Annotated in this window: 15 protein-coding genes and 1 other RNA gene; 6 read left to right on the top strand and 10 right to left on the bottom strand. The window is 41.5% G+C overall.

Annotated features, from left to right (window positions below; genetic code table 11):
• Positions 1 to 138: 138 nt before the first annotated feature.
• The 4 genes from pgm to GPUN_RS03355 form a co-directional block, all read right to left on the bottom strand.
• Entirely contained in the window at positions 139 to 1773 is a 1635-nt protein-coding gene (gene pgm, locus GPUN_RS03375; RefSeq protein WP_006003405.1) for a phosphoglucomutase (alpha-D-glucose-1,6-bisphosphate-dependent), read from the bottom strand.
• A 237-nt stretch (positions 1774 to 2010) separates the two neighbouring features.
• Complete coding sequence (gene fusA / locus GPUN_RS03365; protein ID WP_006003402.1) at positions 2011 to 4101, bottom strand: elongation factor G; 2091 nt, start codon at positions 4099 to 4101, stop codon at positions 2011 to 2013.
• Between the two features lie 164 nt (positions 4102 to 4265).
• Positions 4266 to 5390, bottom strand: a complete 1125-nt coding sequence (gene rlmM / locus GPUN_RS03360; RefSeq protein WP_006003400.1) for a 23S rRNA (cytidine(2498)-2'-O)-methyltransferase RlmM — start codon at positions 5388 to 5390, stop codon at positions 4266 to 4268.
• Between the two features lie 43 nt (positions 5391 to 5433).
• Positions 5434 to 6315: a transcriptional regulator GcvA gene (locus GPUN_RS03355; RefSeq protein WP_006003398.1), complete on the bottom strand. Its 882-nt coding sequence runs from the start codon at positions 6313 to 6315 to the stop codon at positions 5434 to 5436.
• A 204-nt stretch (positions 6316 to 6519) separates the two neighbouring features.
• Between GPUN_RS03355 and GPUN_RS03350 the strand changes: the two genes are divergently transcribed.
• Positions 6520 to 6810 carry a hypothetical protein gene (locus GPUN_RS03350; protein WP_006003396.1) on the top strand — a complete coding sequence of 97 codons (291 nt, stop codon included), beginning with the start codon at positions 6520 to 6522 and terminating at the stop codon, positions 6808 to 6810.
• Positions 6811 to 6899: 89 nt separating this feature from the next.
• On the opposite strand, the gene GPUN_RS03345 is transcribed toward GPUN_RS03350, so the two are convergent.
• From GPUN_RS03345 to ppsA, 3 genes are all read right to left on the bottom strand, one after another.
• Complete coding sequence (locus tag GPUN_RS03345) at positions 6900 to 7310, bottom strand: DUF4826 family protein (RefSeq protein ID WP_040520109.1); 411 nt, start codon at positions 7308 to 7310, stop codon at positions 6900 to 6902.
• A gap of 55 nt (positions 7311 to 7365) precedes the next feature.
• The gene (gene ydiJ / locus GPUN_RS03340) at positions 7366 to 10494 is read right to left on the bottom strand and encodes a D-2-hydroxyglutarate dehydrogenase YdiJ (RefSeq protein ID WP_006003394.1); all 3129 of its coding nucleotides are present in this window, start codon (positions 10492 to 10494) and stop codon (positions 7366 to 7368) included.
• Between the two features lie 625 nt (positions 10495 to 11119).
• Positions 11120 to 13495 carry a phosphoenolpyruvate synthase gene (gene ppsA / locus GPUN_RS03335; RefSeq protein ID WP_006003392.1) on the bottom strand — a complete coding sequence of 792 codons (2376 nt, stop codon included), beginning with the start codon at positions 13493 to 13495 and terminating at the stop codon, positions 11120 to 11122.
• A 197-nt stretch (positions 13496 to 13692) separates the two neighbouring features.
• Here ppsA and ppsR point away from each other — a divergent pair, with 197 nt between their 5' ends.
• The gene (gene ppsR / locus GPUN_RS03330; RefSeq protein WP_006003391.1) at positions 13693 to 14505 is read left to right on the top strand and encodes a posphoenolpyruvate synthetase regulatory kinase/phosphorylase PpsR; all 813 of its coding nucleotides are present in this window, start codon (positions 13693 to 13695) and stop codon (positions 14503 to 14505) included.
• 37 nt (positions 14506 to 14542) lie between these two features.
• On the opposite strand, the gene GPUN_RS03325 is transcribed toward ppsR, so the two are convergent.
• On the bottom strand, positions 14543 to 14869 hold the full coding sequence (locus tag GPUN_RS03325) for an RnfH family protein (RefSeq protein WP_006003389.1): 327 nt from the start codon (positions 14867 to 14869) through the stop codon (positions 14543 to 14545).
• Positions 14869 to 15300 carry a type II toxin-antitoxin system RatA family toxin gene (locus GPUN_RS03320; RefSeq protein ID WP_006003386.1) on the bottom strand — a complete coding sequence of 144 codons (432 nt, stop codon included), beginning with the start codon at positions 15298 to 15300 and terminating at the stop codon, positions 14869 to 14871. Before GPUN_RS03320 ends, GPUN_RS03325 begins: the two co-directional genes overlap by 1 nt.
• A 208-nt stretch (positions 15301 to 15508) precedes the next feature.
• On the opposite strand from GPUN_RS03320, the gene smpB reads away from it, so the two are divergent.
• Together smpB and ssrA are read left to right on the top strand one after the other, a co-directional pair.
• Positions 15509 to 15976, top strand: coding sequence for an SsrA-binding protein SmpB (gene smpB, locus GPUN_RS03315; RefSeq protein WP_006003385.1), 468 nt, complete (start codon positions 15509 to 15511; stop codon positions 15974 to 15976).
• Positions 15977 to 16049: 73 nt separating this feature from the next.
• Positions 16050 to 16416: a transfer-messenger RNA gene (ssrA, locus tag GPUN_RS13840) on the top strand.
• A 278-nt stretch (positions 16417 to 16694) separates the two neighbouring features.
• Here ssrA and GPUN_RS03310 read toward each other — a convergent pair.
• A complete protein-coding gene (locus tag GPUN_RS03310) occupies positions 16695 to 16901 on the bottom strand; it encodes a restriction endonuclease subunit S domain-containing protein (RefSeq protein ID WP_006003383.1) in 207 nt (68 codons plus the stop codon).
• A gap of 549 nt (positions 16902 to 17450) precedes the next feature.
• Here GPUN_RS03310 and GPUN_RS13615 point away from each other — a divergent pair.
• Both GPUN_RS13615 and GPUN_RS03300 read left to right on the top strand, forming a co-directional pair.
• Entirely contained in the window at positions 17451 to 17801 is a 351-nt protein-coding gene (locus GPUN_RS13615) for a hypothetical protein (RefSeq protein ID WP_051987271.1), read from the top strand.
• A 640-nt stretch (positions 17802 to 18441) separates the two neighbouring features.
• Positions 18442 to 19389 carry a cyclase family protein gene (locus tag GPUN_RS03300; RefSeq protein WP_006003380.1) on the top strand — a complete coding sequence of 316 codons (948 nt, stop codon included), beginning with the start codon at positions 18442 to 18444 and terminating at the stop codon, positions 19387 to 19389.
• Positions 19390 to 19599 lie beyond the last annotated feature (210 nt).

Here is a 19599-nt window from a genome sequence, read left to right as displayed (position 1 = left end):
TACAATGTAGCGCTAATAAAACAAGTCAAACGTTAAAAACCTGTTAATTTTTAATACTATTTCGATATATATAAATTTTAATCCGCTTTGTTTTACATATTTACAACATTATGATAGCTATTAATATACATTTAGCTATTAAATAGCCTTTGCAACTAATGCCTCAGCCTCACTAATAATGTTCTGCAAATGAGTTTCACCTTTAAAACTTTCTGCATAAATTTTATACACGTCTTCAGTGCCTGAAGGACGCGCTGCAAACCAGCCGTTTTGCGTACTCACCTTGATACCACCAATAGGCGCATTATTACCAGGTGCATGAGTTTGCACATTGATAATGCTCTCGCCCGCCATCATCGTAGCAGCAATATCACTTACCGTTAATGATGACAACTTTTGTTTTTGCATTAAGCTCGTAGCGACATCTATTCTGGTATAGCTTGGTTCACCGAAGTCTTTGGTAAAGTCAGTGTAATGTTCACCCGGATCTTTGCCTGTCACAGCGGTTATTTCAGCGGCTAAGAGGCTTAATATGAATCCGTCTTTGTCGGTTGCCCAAGTTTCACCGTTGCGACGTAGAAAGATGCCGCCTGCAGATTCTTCACCGGCAAAGGCAATCGATTTATTGACTAAGCCATCAACAAACCATTTAAAGCCTACGGGCATTTCCAGCAAATTACGCCCAAGCCTGCCAACTACCCTGTCAATCATACTACTAGACACTAAGGTTTTACCTATGCCCAAACTCGCAGACCACTGCGGCCGATGCTGACATAAATAGTTAATAGCAACCGCCAAGTAATGATTAGGATTCATTAAGCCACTTGATTTGCACACAATGCCGTGACGGTCAAAGTCGGGATCGTTGCCAAAGGCAATATCAAACTCATCTTTGAGCTTTATTAAGCCCGACATGGCAAATGCAGATGAACAGTCCATGCGTATTTTGCCGTCTTTGTCGCAGGGCATAAATGCAAAACGCTGGTCAATCGATTTGTTGACCACTTTTATATCAATATTATAGCGTTCACTGATCATATCCCAATAGTGAATACCCGAACCGCCAAGGGGATCGGTGCCTAAACTTAGGCCAGCGTTAGCGATAGCCTGCATGTCTATAACATCGGACAACTGCGCAACATAGTCTATTGCGAAGTTAGTCGTGCTCACAAAGTTTGATGCCATCGCTTTGGTGATAATATGCCGTTTCACGGGCAATTTATGATTAAGTATTTCGTTTGCGCGGTTTTGAATTTGAATGGTTACAGCGCTTTCGGCTGGACCGCCGTGCGTTTGATTATATTTAAAGCCGCCATCTGCAGGCGGATTGTGCGAAGGGGTAATCACCACACCATCAGCAAGATTAGATAAACGCCCTTTGTTGTAAGATACAATCGCTTGAGAAATAACTGGTGTGGGGGTGTATTCATTGTTTTCTTGAATAACTAGCGACACTTCGTTTGCGCTAAACACTTCTATTGCAGTGACAAGTGCAGGCTCTGACAGTGCATGCGTGTCTTTGCCAATAAAAAGCGGACCCGTAATATTGTTAGCCAATCTATACTCGGCTAAGGCTTGGCAAATAGCCGCTATGTGGGCGTCGTTAAAGCTGCTTTTAAATGCACTTCCTCTGTGACCTGATGTCCCGAAGCTTACCGCTTGGCTTGGATCGCTCATATCTGGCTGTAAGCTATAATAATCACTGGTTAATTTAGCCACATTAATTAGCTCGCTTTGTTGAGCTTGTTTTCCTGCATTAGGATGTGTTGACATGATTAATTTCCTTATAAAACTTATACACAAATATAGTCCTGCAGCGCAAATATCTGAACAGGGACTTAAAGCGCGGTATGAAAAGGTAGCCGCAATCAAAAAACTCACTATGCGCAGGACATGGATTACCTTGGCGATAGCAGTGATTAGTTTACGCAAAAAAAAACCAATCTGTACGATTGGTTTTTTTTGCGCTTAGCAAGTCAAAAAACTCGCTGAGCTAGAGGCCAAAAATCGCTATTTTTTAGCTTCTTTGCGTGCTTTCACTTCTTCAATTACTTTTTCAGATACATTCTTAGGACAAGGGCTGTAATGTGAAAACTCCATTGAGAACTGACCACGACCAGACGTCATAGTACGTAAAGTGCCAATGTAGCCAAACATTTCTGATAGTGGAACGTCGGCTTTAACTCGCACACCAGTCACACCCGCTTCTTGGTCTTTAATCATGCCACGGCGACGGTTTAAGTCACCTATTACATCACCAACATGGTCGTCGGGCGTAAACACATCAACTTTCATGATGGGTTCGATTAACTGTGGACCTGCCTTTGGAACAGACTGACGAAATGCACCTTTAGCAGCAATTTCAAATGCTATAGCCGAAGAATCAACCGCGTGGAAGCCACCGTCGTATAATTCAACTTCAACGTCCAATACTGGGAAACCTGCAAGAACACCTTGGCCCATCATACTCTTAAAACCTTTCTCAATCGCTGGAAAGAATTCCTTAGGTACGTTACCGCCTACAACAACTGATTTAAACACAAAACCAGTATTCGCTTCACCGGGGCGAATTCTATAGTCAATTTTACCAAATTGGCCAGAACCACCAGACTGCTTCTTATGCGTATAAGAGTCTTCGATGTCTTGTGTGATTGTTTCGCGATACGCAACCTGAGGTTGTCCAACCGCTAAATCAACACCGTAGGTACGTCTTAGAATATCTACTTTAATATCTAAATGGAGTTCACCCATTCCTTTTAGAATAGTTTCACCTGAATCTTCATCTGTTTCCACTTGAAAAGATGGATCTTCAGCCACCATTTTACCAATTGCAATACCCATTTTCTCAGTTGAGCCTTTATCTTTAGGCGCAACTGATATTGATATAACCGGCTCTGGGAAAATCATTGGCTCAAGCGTACATTCATGTTTCGGGTCACAAAGGGTGTGACCTGTTTTCACGTTTTTCATGCCAACAATTGCAACAATATCACCGGCTTGACAATAACTTATTTCAGTTCGGTCATTTGCATGCATTTCAACCATTCGACCAATGCGTTCAGTTTTACCCGTGGCAGAATTGAGAATACTGTCACCTTTATTCAATTTGCCAGAGTAAACACGAATAAATGTTAATGCGCCGAAACGGTCATCCATTATCTTAAACGCAAGTGCGCGAAATGGCTCATCAATAGTAACGGTAGCTACTTCGCCAGTAGGTTCGCCTGTTTCAGGATCGGTAAGGTCTTGCGGGTCAACCTCTGTTGGGCTTGGTAAATAATCGACAACTGCATCGAGAATGTTTTGAACGCCTTTGTTTTTAAACGCTGAACCGCAGTATGTTGGAAAGAAATCTAATTTACGTGTACCGTTGCGTATACAACGCTTCAGGTCAACTACAGAGGGCTCTTCGCCATCCATGTACGCCATCATTAAGTCGTCGTCTTGATCAACAACCATTTCTACAAGCATTGCACGATATTCAGCCGCTATTTCAATCATATCAGCAGGAATATCCGTTATTACAAAGTTTTCAGGCAAACCAGTGTCATCCCAAACGTAGGCTTTTTGCTCTAGTACATCAACAATACCCACAAAACCATCTTCAACACCAATGGGTAATGCCATTACTAATGGATTTGCGCCTAGAACTTTTTTAACCTGTTTTACAACACGGTAAAAGTCTGCGCCCATGCGATCCATTTTATTCACAAAGATAATTCGTGCTACTTCAGAATCGTTAGCATAACGCCAGTTAGTCTCTGATTGTGGCTCTACGCCGCCAGAACCACAAAAAACGCCTACGCCGCCATCTAATACTTTTAATGAGCGATAAACTTCAACCGTGAAGTCAACGTGCCCTGGAGTATCGATAACATTTAAACGATGGTCTCTCCAAAAACAAGTCGTTGCAGCAGATTGGATGGTGATACCGCGTTCAGCTTCTTGTTCCATAAAATCGGTCGTTGATTCGCCATCGTGTACTTCACCAGTCTTATGAATTTTACCAGTAAGTTTTAAAATACGCTCTGTTGTGGTTGTTTTGCCCGCGTCAACGTGAGCAAAAATACCAATATTTCTGTAATTAGCTAGTTCTGACATGCTTCCCACTTTATTAGTTCGTTAAAAATTTCCGGCGAATTATATAGGCATTGGATATAAATTACACCATTTTGTATCTTATTTTTTATATGGATTTTTTTTAAGCACTGATATTCCCACAAGAACCCCCTCTTTTTACGCGACGTTAGCCCTAATACAGGCTCTTAGCGCTTATTTTCCTTATAAGAACTTATCATTTGGGTGTTAACTATAATTAACACGCTTATTTCGTCCCGATTGTGATACAAATGTTTTGCCTTGATCACAATTTCGCTAAAACGGTCGTTCAAGGCTTTTTCTAATCGGCTCAATATTGGGGCAACTACTTTATGTCGTTTATTCATCGGTAGCTTCAAATTAAAAATACAGGCATTAGCCTTGCCAGTTTCTAACCACTGCAGCATTAATTCACTCACGCGTGTGGGCTGCTCAATCATATCGCACACTAACCAGTCGACATTGCTGTGCTGCGGCTTATATAAAAAGCCGTCTTGGCTGTAATATTCAACCAATCCTGTTGCCATTAAGTTTTCAGCTATTTCACCATGATCAACGGCCTCAACCACTATTTTTCGCTGAATTAGCTGATAGGTCCAGCCTCCTGGGCACGCGCCTAAGTCAGCCGCTCGCATGCCTTGGCTAAATAAAGCGCTTGCTTGGCGTTCGTTGAAAAAAAGATGAATGGCTTCTTCAAGCTTTAAGGTAGAACGGCTAGGTGCGGCACTTGGCATCTTTAAACGCTGTATTCCTAAGTGATGGAGGCTTCTATCATTTACTATACTTATTGCCACTATACACTTACCGCTTTGTTGAAAAAACAAATGCAGAAATGGTTGATTGTTCGACGGTTTTTTATGTAAATGCCCCTGCTGCCTTAACTTATTACGCAGCGGTACCGTAAATTTCTTGCAGAACTTAGCCAACTGTTTACCTTCTTCAGAATCAGGGTACTCAACGAATACGTCTGAAAACATCGGCAAAGCATGCGCGTCAAACATCTTTAACAAAGTACTAATTCTATCTTCGCTGTCAAACTCTATGTCAGCAAGTACATGCAGTTTTTGTCTGGCAAATACTAACTTTTCTAATGTGGGGACTTGTTCATTGATCGCTTTTAGCGACTCGAGGCTGTAAGGCTGCGCATTATGTTGCGGTAAACAATAGCGAAGAAAAGCGCTGTTTTTCGACATTTTAGCGTAACCAAACAGACCCTTTTGACCTAATGCTTGTTCTAGTTCAGCTAATAAATCGGCTTCGTATCCGCCACGGCAGTAAAATAATAGGTCCATTTTAATTAATGCTCTTTAAAGTAAATGGCGGCTGCCATTATTGTTATTTTGCCTGCGATAGCATCCACTCACTAAACACCTTGATTTTGCTTTGTTCTACTTGAGATTCCTTACAAACTAAATAATGACTCAGTTTCGATTCTATCTTCTCGTTAAAAGGGCAAATTAAGCGGCCACTTTCTATTTCAGGCTTCGCCAGCACGGTGTCAGAAAGTGCGACGCCTTGACCTATGCAGGCGGCTTGTAACACCAGCATAGTGTGACTGAAAATGGGCCCTTGATTGACATTAATATTTTTAATGCCAAATGCGCTCAACCAATTCTTCCACGCGATTCGAGTATTGTCATGCAATAAGGTGTGCTGCGATAAATCTTCGAGTGAGCCAAGCGGCTTACCTCTTTCTAATAATCGCGGCGAACACATAGGCGTTAAATATTCTGATAACAGTTTAGTGCTGGCAAGTCCTGACCAACTGCCCCTGCCGTAAAAAACTGCTATATCGACCGAATCATCTAAAAAACCCTCATCGGCGTCAACGGCTTTGATACGCACGTCTATATCACTGTGTTGGGCTGAAAATTGATGCAGCCGTGGCACCAACCATTGACTAGCGAAACTGGGTGGCGTAGCGATTGTGATTGCGCCTTTAGTGCCAAGTGTCACCAAACGCTGGGTAGCCTCTTGCAGATGCACAAAAATATCGCGTAAGTCATGAAAGTAGGACTGACCTTCTTCTGTTAATAGCAAGGAGCGATTTTTACGATGAAATAACTTCATTGATAAAAAGCTTTCAAGACTTTTTATTTGATGACTAACCGCAGCCTGTGTCACAAACAATTCGTCTGCAGCTTTAGTGAAACTGAGGTGGCGAGCGGCAGACTCAAATGCTTTGAGTGAGTTAAGCGGTGGTAATCGTTTTAGCATAATGAGTCTTTGTATAAAAGTAGATTTAAATATTAGTTTTTTTCATGCGAAAAATCAATTTTTGTCGTTTATCTTTTTTCAATTGTAGCCGTAATATAGACAGTGACACAAAATATATCTTTAAAAACCAATATGTTAAAGATGTATTATTAATTTGTCGAATTTAATGCAATTTTTAAACATTTTTTATACAAAGGAAAAGAAGTGAATATAACTATCGCAAGTTTGGCTTTTATTACAAGCTTAACCAACGTAAGCGCCCTACCTGGTTCAACTAACGAAGTAGTGCCTACACAAACCAGCAAAATCAGTAAAATTGAAATTGTTCAAATAATCGAAGCTGAACAAAAAGCCAATAAAGAGTTAAGCAAGTTCTATGTTAGTTTACCTAATATGACAATTGAAAAGACTTTATTTGAGCCAAAAACGGCTTCTATACGTGTCAAAAGAACGACTTTTTTCACTAACAGAAAAACCGAAAGCTCTGATGAGTAATGCTTTATGGTGGTAAGCACTCAATAATGGCAGCGGTGAATATCACGCGCATAATTTTGCGGATACCACATGCTGACAAAGATGGGACATTATCCTGTTTGCCACCACTTTTCATTCTCTTGCACTTCATAAAGCATCTCTGCTTTTTCAGTCAGTAATGTTGCGAATTCTTTTTGTGTATTATCAACAATTGCACTGCTCATTATATTTTGCGCTTTTAACTGCCACGACAACGAGAAATGTCGTATTGCTTCTCTGGCTGAATTGGCCACGGAAACCGAAATAGCATCAGCAGGTAAATTACCGCTTATTACCCAATAAACATTCTTTTTCGTGTCTTTTATTTTCCACACCGCCACTTCAGGTGCCATGTATCGACTTTCTTCGACAACCACAGTGTCAAACAAGATTCCTTTTTCAGCAAGGTGTTTATTAGCTCTCTGGAACTGCTGCTTAACCCATGCTGATAGGGCTTCCTGGCTATTTATTTCATCTGTCATTTTTTCACTACTATCGTTATCTTACATATTGTTAACTACGTGTATATTTACCTGCTTATTTGAGCATGCCCGCAAGCACTTCAATAGGATGTTTTGGCCTATACTGCTCAAAACGTTTAACTTGGCTTCTGCATGAGTAACCTGTCACCAGTATCTGCTGTGGGTTTTTATGGGTACTTGATTCATCAAGAGTCGTTTCAGCAGTGCCATCGCTACTGCTTTGCGTCGACATCTTAGCATGCACAGACCAGCTAAGATCGTATATACCTCTTGAGTTATTGAAATGTTCTAACTCATGGCCATAAGTACCCGCCATACCGCAGCAGCCAACACTAGTAACATTGAGCGTTAAACCAAATTGAGCGAATATTTTTTTCCACGTTTCTTCTGTTTCGGGCAAGGCTGTTTTTTCAGAACAATGCGCTAGCAGCTTGTAGTCGTGTCGTGTTTCTTGATTATCAAGCACAGTGATGTTTCGTAAATCTAAACCTTGTAACCATTCCGACACCGTTTGCACAGCAAATTGATTGGCAGCAAGTCCTAATATCTTGGCATACTCATCGCGGTAGCATAGCACTAAAGAAGCATCGGCTCCCACCATTGCAATGTTAAGCTGAGCAATACTGCTTAAAAAACTAGCTGTTTTATTGACGGTTTTTTCAAACTTGTCTAAAAAGCCTTTTACGTGCTGAGGTTTTCCATTTGGCGAAAACGGTAATAAAACAGGTGTTTTACCTATTTTGTTGATAAAACTAGCGAGCTTCTCAACAACGTCAGCATCATAAAAAGAGGTAAAAGGATCTTGCACAATAAGCACATGCTGCTGACGTTGTTCATCGCTCATATTTTGCAATATAGTCAAATCTTTATGTGTCTTACATACAAGCGCGATCCCTTTAACTCGCTGCTCAATAACAGGCGAAGACAGGGCTGGCGTATCAACGTACCCAATGGCGTTGCGCAAAACCCAAGAGCCAAGAGCAGATTGCACTAAAGCGTTTACTGTTCTGGGAGCTTTTGCCATAAGCGGTGTAAGTGTTTCTACATTGGCAACAAAATAGTCTTTCAATGGCCGTGAATAACGAGTGTAATAAATAGCAAGGAATTTGGCTCTAAAGTCGGGAACATCAACGCCAACGGGACATTGACTTGAGCATGACTTACACGCTAAACAGCCGTTCATGGCGTCGAATACTTCATGATTAAAATCGTCTTGAGACGAAAACTTTCTAAATAACTTCGCCACCGGGTTACTTTTAAAGCTGCTAGGCGACACTGTCTCAGCACTTACTCCCTGCTTGCTTAATTGTAATAACCATTCCCTAATGAGACCTGCACGTCCTTTAGGACTGTGTCTTCTGTCGTGGGTAATCTTACTTGAAGGACACATAGGTGACGTTGTGTCGTAGTTAAAGCATAGACCATTACCGTTACAGCTCATGGCTGGCTCAAACTCTTGTTTAAATGCAATAGGAATTTGGCGGTCATAACTGGCCCGCTTGGTGTCGCTCACTTTGACTAATTGATGGTCTGAATCAAAAGGTGTGCAAATTTTACCCGGATTCATTTGGTTGTGTGGATCAAATGCGCGCTTAATTTTTCTTAACTCGTCATAAAGAGACTCGCCAAAAAATGCCGGGGCAAATTCGCTTCTATAACCTTTACCATGTTCGCCCCACATTAAGCCGCCATACTTTGCCACTAAGGCGACCACTTCATGCGAAATCGTGTTTACCAATTGCTCCTGTGCAGGGTCGCACATATCAAGCATGGGGCGTACGTGCAAAACGCCTGCGTCAACGTGACCAAACATGCCGTAATCGAGCTTGTGACTATCGAGTAGCTCTCTAAACTCCATAATAAAGTCGGCTAAATGCTCTGGTGGAACCGCGGTATCTTCGGTAAACGCAATGGGCTTTTTTGCCCCCTTTGTTTTACCCAGTAAGCCGACAGCCTGCTTGCGCATGCCGTACACTTTTTTAATTTGAGGTAGCGACGATGTTAACTGATAACCAATAACGCCATTTTCATTGTTATTTTGTATTTCAGCATCTAAGCGGTCGCACAGAATTTGAATTTTTCGGTCAATTTCATGCTTGTCATCGCTGTTGTATTCCACCATATTTAAGCCATCCATGACCTTATTAGGTACGTCGCTTATGAGAGCCGACACACTGTGCCAAACAAGATCGGCTCGAGCAAGATTTAAGATTTTACTGTCGACTGTTTCAACCGAGGTTGCATTTGCAGCAATCATACTAGGGGCATGACGCAGTGCTGATTCAAAGTTGTCATACTTGATATTCACGAGGGTGGTGTGTTTGGGAATTTTGGTAATATTGAGCTTTGCTTCGGCAATAAAACCCAGTGAGCCTTCGGCGCCGGCAATTAAGCGCCCGGCATCTATTTTGTTTTGTATATCGTCAAAAGCGTGTTCTAAATCATAGCCGGTTAAAAAGCGATTTAGTCGTGGAAATTTAGCCAGAATATCTTCACGCTTATTGACACAAGTGGCTAAGATTTGTCGATATATAGCGCCCACCGTGGTGTCTAAAGATGCCGTTTGTTGAGCCTCTTGCAGGCTCATCGGCTGCGTTGCTAGCATCTCTCCATTTGCCAGCACGGTTTTAAGACCTAACAAGTGATCACTTGTTTTGCCATACACCAACGAGCCTTGTCCTGATGCGTCAGTGCTTATCATACCGCCAATGGTTGCGCGATTACTGGTAGACAGGTCAGGAGAGAAAAAATAACCGTAAGGTCGTAAAAAATCGTTGAGCACGTCTTTTATCACGCCACACTCGACCCGTACCCACCGTTCTTCTAAATTCAACTCAAGAATTTGATTCAAATACTTGGAAGTATCAACCACAATACCGGGCGTTAGCGATTGACCATTAGTACCTGTGCCACCCCCCCGTGCGCTAAATGTAATAGCCGCTTTACCCTTTGCAGCCTGCATATTGGCGGTTTGTGCAATTAGCTGTAAGTCAGCCACACTCTTAGGCAGAACTACTGCTTGTGGCAGTTGCTGATAAATTGAGTTGTCAGTCGCAAGCGCCAAACGACTACCGTAAGTCACTTCTATCTCTCCGCTATATTGGGTGCCCGACAGTGTACGTAAATAATCGCGTGTTTCACTTGACACAGTGTCTAAAGGGGAAAGTTGTGGTAGAACGTTCAACAAATAAGCTCCTTATTATTAATCACTAGTATACCTACTGCCCACCTAGGACTCTAGATTTAATATTTATCTATTTCAAAATATTGTCTCTTTATACTAGCCAATATATATTTACAGCATAGTAAACGTGAAGCACACAACTCTTTTATAAAAAAAGATTAAGTAAATATTGCTACAGGTTGATAACACATTATAGTCAAGCTAGTAGCGTAATCTTAATTGTGCTGTAATAATGCCTATTTTACAGAGGTATCTTATTGACAAAACTATTAAAAAACTATTTAAACGCAGACATCCCGTCGCATTAGTTGCCTACCTAGCCAGAAAAAATACTAAAAAACAATGGGCTGCAAAATAATGAAGCGAAAGCAGTTAGAGAAATTTGCTGCTCAAAGAAGGCAACCACAAGGTTAACACCTACTTACAGTGGTGATTGTTTTTGCTACTGCTCTACATTGTTGACGTTTATTTATCTTTCACATTTTGCCGCAATAAATTACGGTAACATCTTTTCTTAATATGACGTAAATACAAGCAAATGCTTTGTCATTGAGATTATGAGTAAGAAGCCACCTATTTATTATGCAAGGTGGCTTTTTAAGTTCATCCTTGTAAGAAGCGAGTCTTACTTAGCGTGCTGCTCGGCTAAATACAACCATGTTTGTACTACCGTATCAGGGTTGAGTGAAACGCTGTCAATTCCTTGCTCAACTAACCACGCCGCAAAGTCTTCATGATCAGAAGGTCCTTGTCCGCATATACCCACATATTTGCCACGTGCTTTAGCAGCTTTTATTGCCATTGAGAGTAACACTTTTACGGCTTCGTTTCGTTCATCAAACAAATGTGCTATTAAGCCAGAGTCTCTGTCTAAACCTAGTGTAAGCTGAGTAAGATCGTTTGATCCTATTGAAAATCCATCAAAAATATCTAAAAACTGATCCGCTAGTAAGGCATTAGATGGCAGTTCACACATCATAATAACACGCAGGCCGTTTTCGCCTTTTACGAGACCTTCTGAAGCAAGTAAATCCATCACTTGCTGCCCTTCGTCTACCGTTCTAACGAAGGGGATCATTATTTCAACATTGGTTAAGCCCATGTCGTTACGTACTCGTTTGATAGCTTCGCATTCAAGTGCAAAACAGTCTCTGAAACTTTCCGATATATAGCGGCTAGCCCCTCTAAAGCCCAACATTGGGTTTTCTTCGTCAGGTTCGTATTGGTATCCGCCAACAAGGTTGAAATACTCGTTAGACTTAAAATCTGACATGCGAACAATAACCTTTTTTGGGGAAAACGCCGCGCCAATAGATGCTATGCCTTCCACCAGTCTTTGAATATAGTATTCTACAGGCGACGAGTAACCTGCAATCATGTCGTCTATTTCTTCTTTTACATCTAAAGGCTGATCAACATAGTTAAGCAGTGCTTTTGGATGCACACCAATCATTCTATTAATAATGAATTCAAGCCTTGCAAGGCCTACGCCTTCATTTGGTAGTCTAGCAAAGTCAAAAGCACGTTCAGGGTTGCCCACGTTCATCATTATTTTAAGCGGTAATTCAGGCATTGCATCTACTCTGGAGGTGGTCACATCAAAGTCGAGCAGTTGGCCGTATATATAGCCGGTATCACCTTGGGCACACGACACGGTTATTTCATCGCCGGTTGCTATCAAGTCGGTTGCATTCGTACAGCCTACAACAGCTGGAATACCCATTTCACGTGCAATAATTGCTGCATGGCAGGTACGCCCGCCGCGATTTGTCACAATGGCCGAGGCACGCTTCATGATAGGCTCCCAATCAGGATCGGTCATATCCGTTACCAACACGTCGCCCGCTTCAATTTTATCCATTTCGGCAATAGATCCTAATACCTTTGCCTTTCCAGCACCGATTTTATGGCCTATTGCACGGCCCTCGCATACTAGTTTCGCGTCACCGTTAAGCTGATAGCGCTCAATTACCTGCATGTCTTCGCGGCTTCTAACGGTTTCTGGTCGAGCCTGTACAATATATAGCTTGCCGTCGGTGCCGTCTTTTGCCCACTCAATATCCATAGCACGACCATAGTGCTTCTCAATTACCATGGCTTGCTTGGCTAATTCCATTACTTCTTCGTCGTTTATTGAAAACTGCTTGCTGTCCGATTTGTCAATATCCACAATATCTACTTGCTTGCCGTGCTCTAAATCCTCTGAATAAATCATTTTCGTGAGCTTGCTGCCGATGTTACGGCGCAGCACCGCGGGTTTGCCGCTTTGCAAGGTTGGCTTATGTACATAAAACTCGTCTGGGTTTACCGCGCCCTGCACTACCATTTCACCTAAACCATATGAGGAAGTAATAAAAACCACGTCTTCAAAACCTGACTCAGTGTCAATTGTAAACATAACGCCAGAAGATGATAGATCGCTTCGTACCATGCGCTGGACACCTGCCGATAACGCTACGCCTTTGTGGTCATAGCCTTGGTGTACACGGTATGAAATAGCGCGGTCATTGAACAAGGACGCAAACACATGCTTCATAGCGATTAATACAGACTCATACCCTTTTACATTCAAAAAGGTTTCTTGTTGTCCGGCAAAAGATGCGTCAGGCATATCTTCAGCTGTTGCAGAAGAACGCACTGCGAACGAAGCACCGCTGCCACCTTCTTCAACAAGTTTGTCAAAAGCAACTTTAATGGCGTCTTCTAATTCAGTTTGAAATGGCGTTTCTATGATCCACTGTCTAATTTGGCTACCTGCTCTTGCTAGTGCATTTACATCGTCTACGTCTAGCGCGTCGAGTAAGGTATAAATTTGTGATTCAACACCGCTTTTTTCTAAAAATTGGTTAAATGCATAGGCCGTGGTCGCAAAACCACCGGGAACCTGAACACCAGCATTAGATAAATTTGATATCATCTCGCCAAGAGAAGCATTTTTGCCTCCCACTCGGTTAACATCGTCCATGCCTAATTCTTGATACCAAAGAACATATTCTTGCACTGTAAAAACCTCCGGAAAAGCGTTAAATTTCAAATGTGGCAATAAAAACCAGCAATATTAGCTGACAAATTTCAATCTCTATTACAAAACACCTAAGTGTGCTAGCGTTGTAATATACGAATTGTAAGTGCGCTTTCACGTGAAAGTAAAATTTATTTTTTCCCGTAATTTAATTACAACATTGTTAAGGAGATGTTGTGCGAACAGCATTCTATATATCAGACGGTACTGCTATTACTTCAGAGGTTTTTGGGCATGCATTATTGTCGCTATTTCCCATTGAATTTGAACATATCACTATCCCATTTGTTGAAACAGAACAACATGCCCTAGAGGTCATTTCACAAATAAAAAGCTCGTTCGAGGCATCTGGTGACCGGCCTCTCGTCTTCTATACGATGGTGAACGTTGAAATTGGTAAAATAATTAGCAATTCACCTGGAATTAACTACGACTTTTTAAATCAGTTTGTTGCTCCATTAGAAAAGGTCATTGGTGTACCTTCAAAACCCGAAAAACATAGAACGCACTCAATACATGAGAAAACCTATGACATACGCATAGAAGCTGTTAACTATGCCCTAGCCAATGACGATGGTTCGAACCTAAAAGATTATCAAGAAGCTGATATTATTCTCGTGGGCGTTTCACGTTCAGGAAAAACACCTACTAGCTTATATTTAGCGCTACAATTCGGCATTAAGGCGGCGAATTATCCATTTACCGAAGAAGATATGGGCGATATATTGAAGCTGCCGCCTGTACTGAGACGTTTTAAAGACAAGCTGTATGGGCTAACCATAAGCGCCGACAGGCTACATGCAATTCGTTCTGAAAGACGCGCCAATAGCAGATACGCGTCTATGCCGCAGTGCAGAATGGAGCTGCGTGAAGTTGAAAATTTATATCGTAAAGAAAAGATCCCATTTATAAACAGCACTAAATTCTCCGTAGAGGAAATATCAGCGAAGATATTGGCGAATACAGGACTTAAACGCAAAAAGTATTAAATGTAATATGTTGGGTGTCTTTAACAGCGGTGTGTAATCACACCTTGGCACCCGTTATTTTATTAGCCCGTCCCTCATCTTTAGCCTTCAATGCCCTCAGTTTACGCGCTTCTTTGGGATCGGCTGTCATTGGACGATAAATTTCGATTCTGTCGCCTAGCTTCAACACCGTAGACAGCTTAGTCACTTTGTACCATATGCCCACTTTATTTTCGCTTAGATTAATCTCTGTATGCATGTCTAGTATGCCAGACTGTTCAATTGCACTTTGCACCGTAGTATCGGCCTCTACAGCTAAGCTTAGAAGCGTTTGCTTAGCCGGCTGTGCATAAGTTACTTCTATGAAAATTTTATTAACAGGCACTAGCTATAAACCTGTTTGGCTCGCTGTGTAAAGGCTTTTACCATGTTACTGGTTACTGAGCGAAAGACATTCCCAAATGCCATGTCGACCATTCTACTTGAAAAAGTAAAATCCAAAGATAGCTCTATTTTGCAGGCCTCGTCAGACAAAGGCGTAAAAGTCCAGCCTCCGCCTAAGGCTTTGAATGGCCCTTTTGACAGACTCATTTTAATACTACGGCCTTCATCTAAGGTGTTGCTGGTAACTAGGGTTTGTTCTATCCCTGCTTTGACTAGCACCATTTTCGCTTCCATGTGATTTTCTGTTTCATATAACACTTCACTATAACGACACCCTGGCAGAAAGTCTTGATAGGATTCAACGTCATTCACCAGTGCATACATCTGTTTAGCGCTATAGGGAACTAAGGCACTTTTATTAATATTTGGCATGTCTCAACTTATAAGGGCTTCTTGATAGCTGGTTAAAAAAAGTAAGGGTAAAAATCAATTTTTCAAGCGTCGAGATATAAATATCCTTCGGATGCATTTTACGCATATATTTTACGCCTTGCTACATTGTTTTGATTGATCTAAATAATAGTTATCATTTTACAAACGATTGTTTTCCCCTCATCGCGTTTATAGGTATAATACAGAGATGAAAAAGAAACAATCAAATAACAATACCATCGCGTTAAATAAAAAAGCGCGCCACGATTATCAACTTATCAGTAAGTTTGAGGCTGGGCTTACTTTACAGGGGTGGGAAGTAAAGAGTATTCGCGCTGGCAAAGCAAATATAACCGATGCCTACGTATTTATCAAAAATGGCGAAGCTTACGTAACGAACATTAGCATCCAAGCTCTCACGCAAGCCTCTTCTCATGTTGTATGTGACCCAACACGCATGCGCAAGCTATTAATGAATAAGCGTGAAATTGAAGAGCTTATGGGCGGCATGGACAGACAAGGCTTAACCATTGTAGCAACCGCTATGTATTGGAAAGCGTGCTGGATAAAGCTTGAAATTTATCTTGCCCGTGGTAAACAGGACCATGACAAACGAGATGCTATTAAAGACAGAGACTGGTCGCGCCAAAAAGAACGTATTATGAAGAAAGGTTAATATTTCAATAATAAATAGTGTAATTACTGTAGTGCTTATTGTAAGTGTAGTATGTTAATATACAAATCACATCGGGGCTGCTCTGGATTCGACAGGATTCAATGATGCTTGAGGTGCATGCAGAGGTGCGGTTTGCCTCTTTAAAAAGCCGCAAAAAAATAGTCGCAAACGACGAAAACTACGCACTAGCAGCTTAATACCCTGCATAGAGCCTCTTTGCCCTAGCTTCTGCCTTTAAGACGGGGAGTTCAAAGAGTCAAACCCAAAAAGGCTCGTGTGGATGCTTATACCTGAGAGCTGAACCACTAAAACTAAATCGGGTATGTGATTAAATGGCGTGTTTGTTCGCAGCTTAATTACGAGAATAAAGACAAACTAAGCATGTAGTGCCAATGGTTGACGCTTTCTGGACGCGGGTTCAATTCCCGCCAGCTCCACCAATCCGATAAAAAAGACGCCACAACGGCGTCTTTTTTTACACCTAAAATCCGCTAAACATCTTGTTAGACAACCCCCGTAGATGTCATCAACTGTACAAATCTGATCAGCTTGTACAGTATTAAACCAATTCAACTGTGGGTAAACATGAGGATAAAATTATTTTAGGGGTAAAAATGGCTATTACTATTGAAGCAACTAAGAGTGCTAAACTGCAAGCCGAGTTGTTTGGTAAACCTGTGTTAGTCGTAGAATTTAATTCCTCTATGATAGCTTGCCACTACACTTGGATTCTGGCTTCTGATTGCGATTCTAATTGGTAACATAACGCCATTAGTTCATCAACTTTAGTGACAATGCGGTGGTTTTCTGCCAATGAACAAATAGGCACTAACAAGGTTTTAAGATTACCAGTTGCTATTCTAAAACGAGGCGCTCCTTTTCCGTAAGCTTCTACCTGAACATAAAATGTGCGTGAAGAAGGCAATTTGGCGTATCTTTTAAAGTGAAACTACCCTTTACTATAACCAAATCACAATTTCATTCAACCAAAACTCTTAGCAACAGGCCGTTTGTGAGCTTTCATCTTAGTAAAATCAGCACCTGTTCAACAGAGTCTGATTTTACTAAATTTAGGGTTATTGATGTGACCGTTGGAACAGGTAAATGGTAAAGAAAATTAAGATTTGCTAGCGCTAGGTATGGGTTTCATTCAGTAAATAGACAAAAACATTTGGCAGGCGTGTTGATTCCGACTCTCTTTGTAAGAATACAGGATTGGTGGATAAATTAGATAAAGCTAAGGCCCCAGCAGTCCCTGCTAGTAAACTCTTGCCGTGGAGTTGCTCGCATAGGTGGCAGTAAGTTACTTGTTTGTGCCAATATAGGGTGCTTTTTATAAAGGTAAGTCAGTATTTTTTAAATAACCTAAGCGTCGGTAATAGATTACCAAGTATTACATATACAAAGTATAAATAGTATAGTACTAAAACCAAATGGAGAACTTAGTTTTATGGCAACTTAATGGACATTGAATATGAATAAATTAGTTTTCGTATTGTGTGCTACTTTTCTTTTTACTGGATGTGACGACAAAGATAAAGACGATACCGTATTGGTTTATAAATACAAAGGATCGGTTCAATGTGATGTTGAAAGCGGAGTACCGTTAGACAATATGTTGTCAGAATTAATAGACGCTAATATTAATGTCATTTGCTCTTCTGAAGGTAATGATGGAAATGTTGTGGTTGCAGTATGTGGAGCCGAAACAGGTGTAATTAACGTCTATGAAATTCCAATCTCATCGCTAATAACGGCGGAAAACCTAGGTTTTAATAACGTACAATTACTAGAAGATGCAATTGTAGTTATGGACTGTGAATAGACTGTGAATAGACTGATAATTAAATAGCAGGACACAAATTTTGTTACAGCCTCATAATTGGGTTCGCTCTGTCTTCGCTTATTTTAATCAACTATTTTTTGTCTGTAATTTGGGCGATTGGTCTAAAGTGAAAATTTCGAAACACTTCCTACTTTAATCTCTACGAAAAACGTTTTGTCGCAGAAATCTTGTTCGTTACAGTATTCTCAAGCCCAGGACGCGCCAGTTGCTGTTTCCTAGGAGGCGCTTTGCGCATTATCGGTGTGTCGCGGTTCAGGTCATGACCGCAGTGCGCCGCCGCGGCGAAGTGGCCTTGTGGCAGATGTCGACTCAGAGCAAAGAAATTGACGGACCGCCTGCGAGTGGCCGCACCTCTATGGCTCAGTTTTAGATGCAAATTAACAGTTGCGAAATGAGCGGAATGCTTAAGGCAGCTGTCCGCCATTTACTGACTAAAAGTATGAACCTTTATTGTTATGGAATTTGACCTGAGATGAGCCACATTTCAATTTAGTATGTTAGTCTTACCACATTAAATTCTTGCCAATGTCTCAAAAATGCCGTGCTATTACGCTTCAAAGTATTAAATTTTATTATTGATTTATGCTTAAACGGACGTTTTCAATAACGGAGAAACAACATGACATTCAAACACCTTTCAGCCCTTTTCATTACTCTTGGATTAGCGACTAGCGGCGCTTTTGCAGATTGCGATGTTTCTTCCCAATGGGGCGCTCAAGACACGCTTGGTTCTGCGAATCTGGTGACGCCGCAGCGCATATTAGAAGCTGCGAAGCTTATTAAGCAGGGTAAGTCGATGCCATTGGGGATTGCAATTGGTCCCGATGCGCCCGCTTTTCCGCCTCGGTCGTTAAGTTTGCAAGTGGTGCAACCCAATCAGCAAGGTGGTCAAAAGTTAACTGCTATGGGTTATGAGGCCAATTATAATGATGATATTTTGCAAACATGGGTGGGTATAGGCTCGCAGTTAGATGGATTGGGTCATTTCGGAGAAAACGGCAAATACTATAACTGTTTAGATGAAAAAGAAATAAGCGCAATCACCGGTTTGACCAAGTTGGGCACGCACGCAGTGCCTCCATTAGTAGGGCGAGCTGTCATACTAGATATGGCGGCGCACGCCGGCGTTGAGGTAATGGAGGCGGGCCAGCACTTTGGTCCTGCTGACATAAAAGCGGCTGCAAAAGCGCAAGGTGTAACAATGGGTGAGGGCGATATCATTTTGTTTCATACCGGCTGGACTGAGGGCAAGCTTGCTAGCGATCCTGCTATATGGGGAAGCGTAGCACCAGGCTTGAACAATGCAGGAGCACAATATGTTGCTTCACTCAATCCGATGGCTGTAGGTTCAGACACTTGGGGATTGGAGCCTATTCCTGCACCCAAGGGAGATAAGGTATTTTATGGCCACGTTATATTGCTTAAACAGAACGGTATCTATATTTTAGAAACAATGAACGTGGGTCCATTACTAAGAGAAGGTGTTAATGAGTTTATGTTTGTGCTAGGCCAGCCTCGTATTGTTGGGACTGTGCAGGCGATGATTAATCCGGTTGCATTATATTAAGTGACCTATTAAGGCGCTTTGATGATAAGAAGTAAGCAAGCATACTTAGTTATTTGATTTTGATAAGGGTGTTTCACTAGTATAAATCGTCAGAGTTGGATTGATGAGGCCATTAATCCACAAAATTTATCTGCTTAATTGACCGATCATCTGATATGCGATCTGAATGTCTATATGCGTAGATTAAGCTTTGGACTAGTTCATCGACTT

Origin of the sequence: Glaciecola punicea ACAM 611 (genome assembly GCF_000252165.1) — a bacterium.
GTDB classification, from domain to species: domain Bacteria; phylum Pseudomonadota; class Gammaproteobacteria; order Enterobacterales; family Alteromonadaceae; genus Glaciecola; species Glaciecola punicea.
Note: the sequence above shows the minus strand (reverse complement) of the source record. Positions and strands in the feature narration are given on the sequence as shown.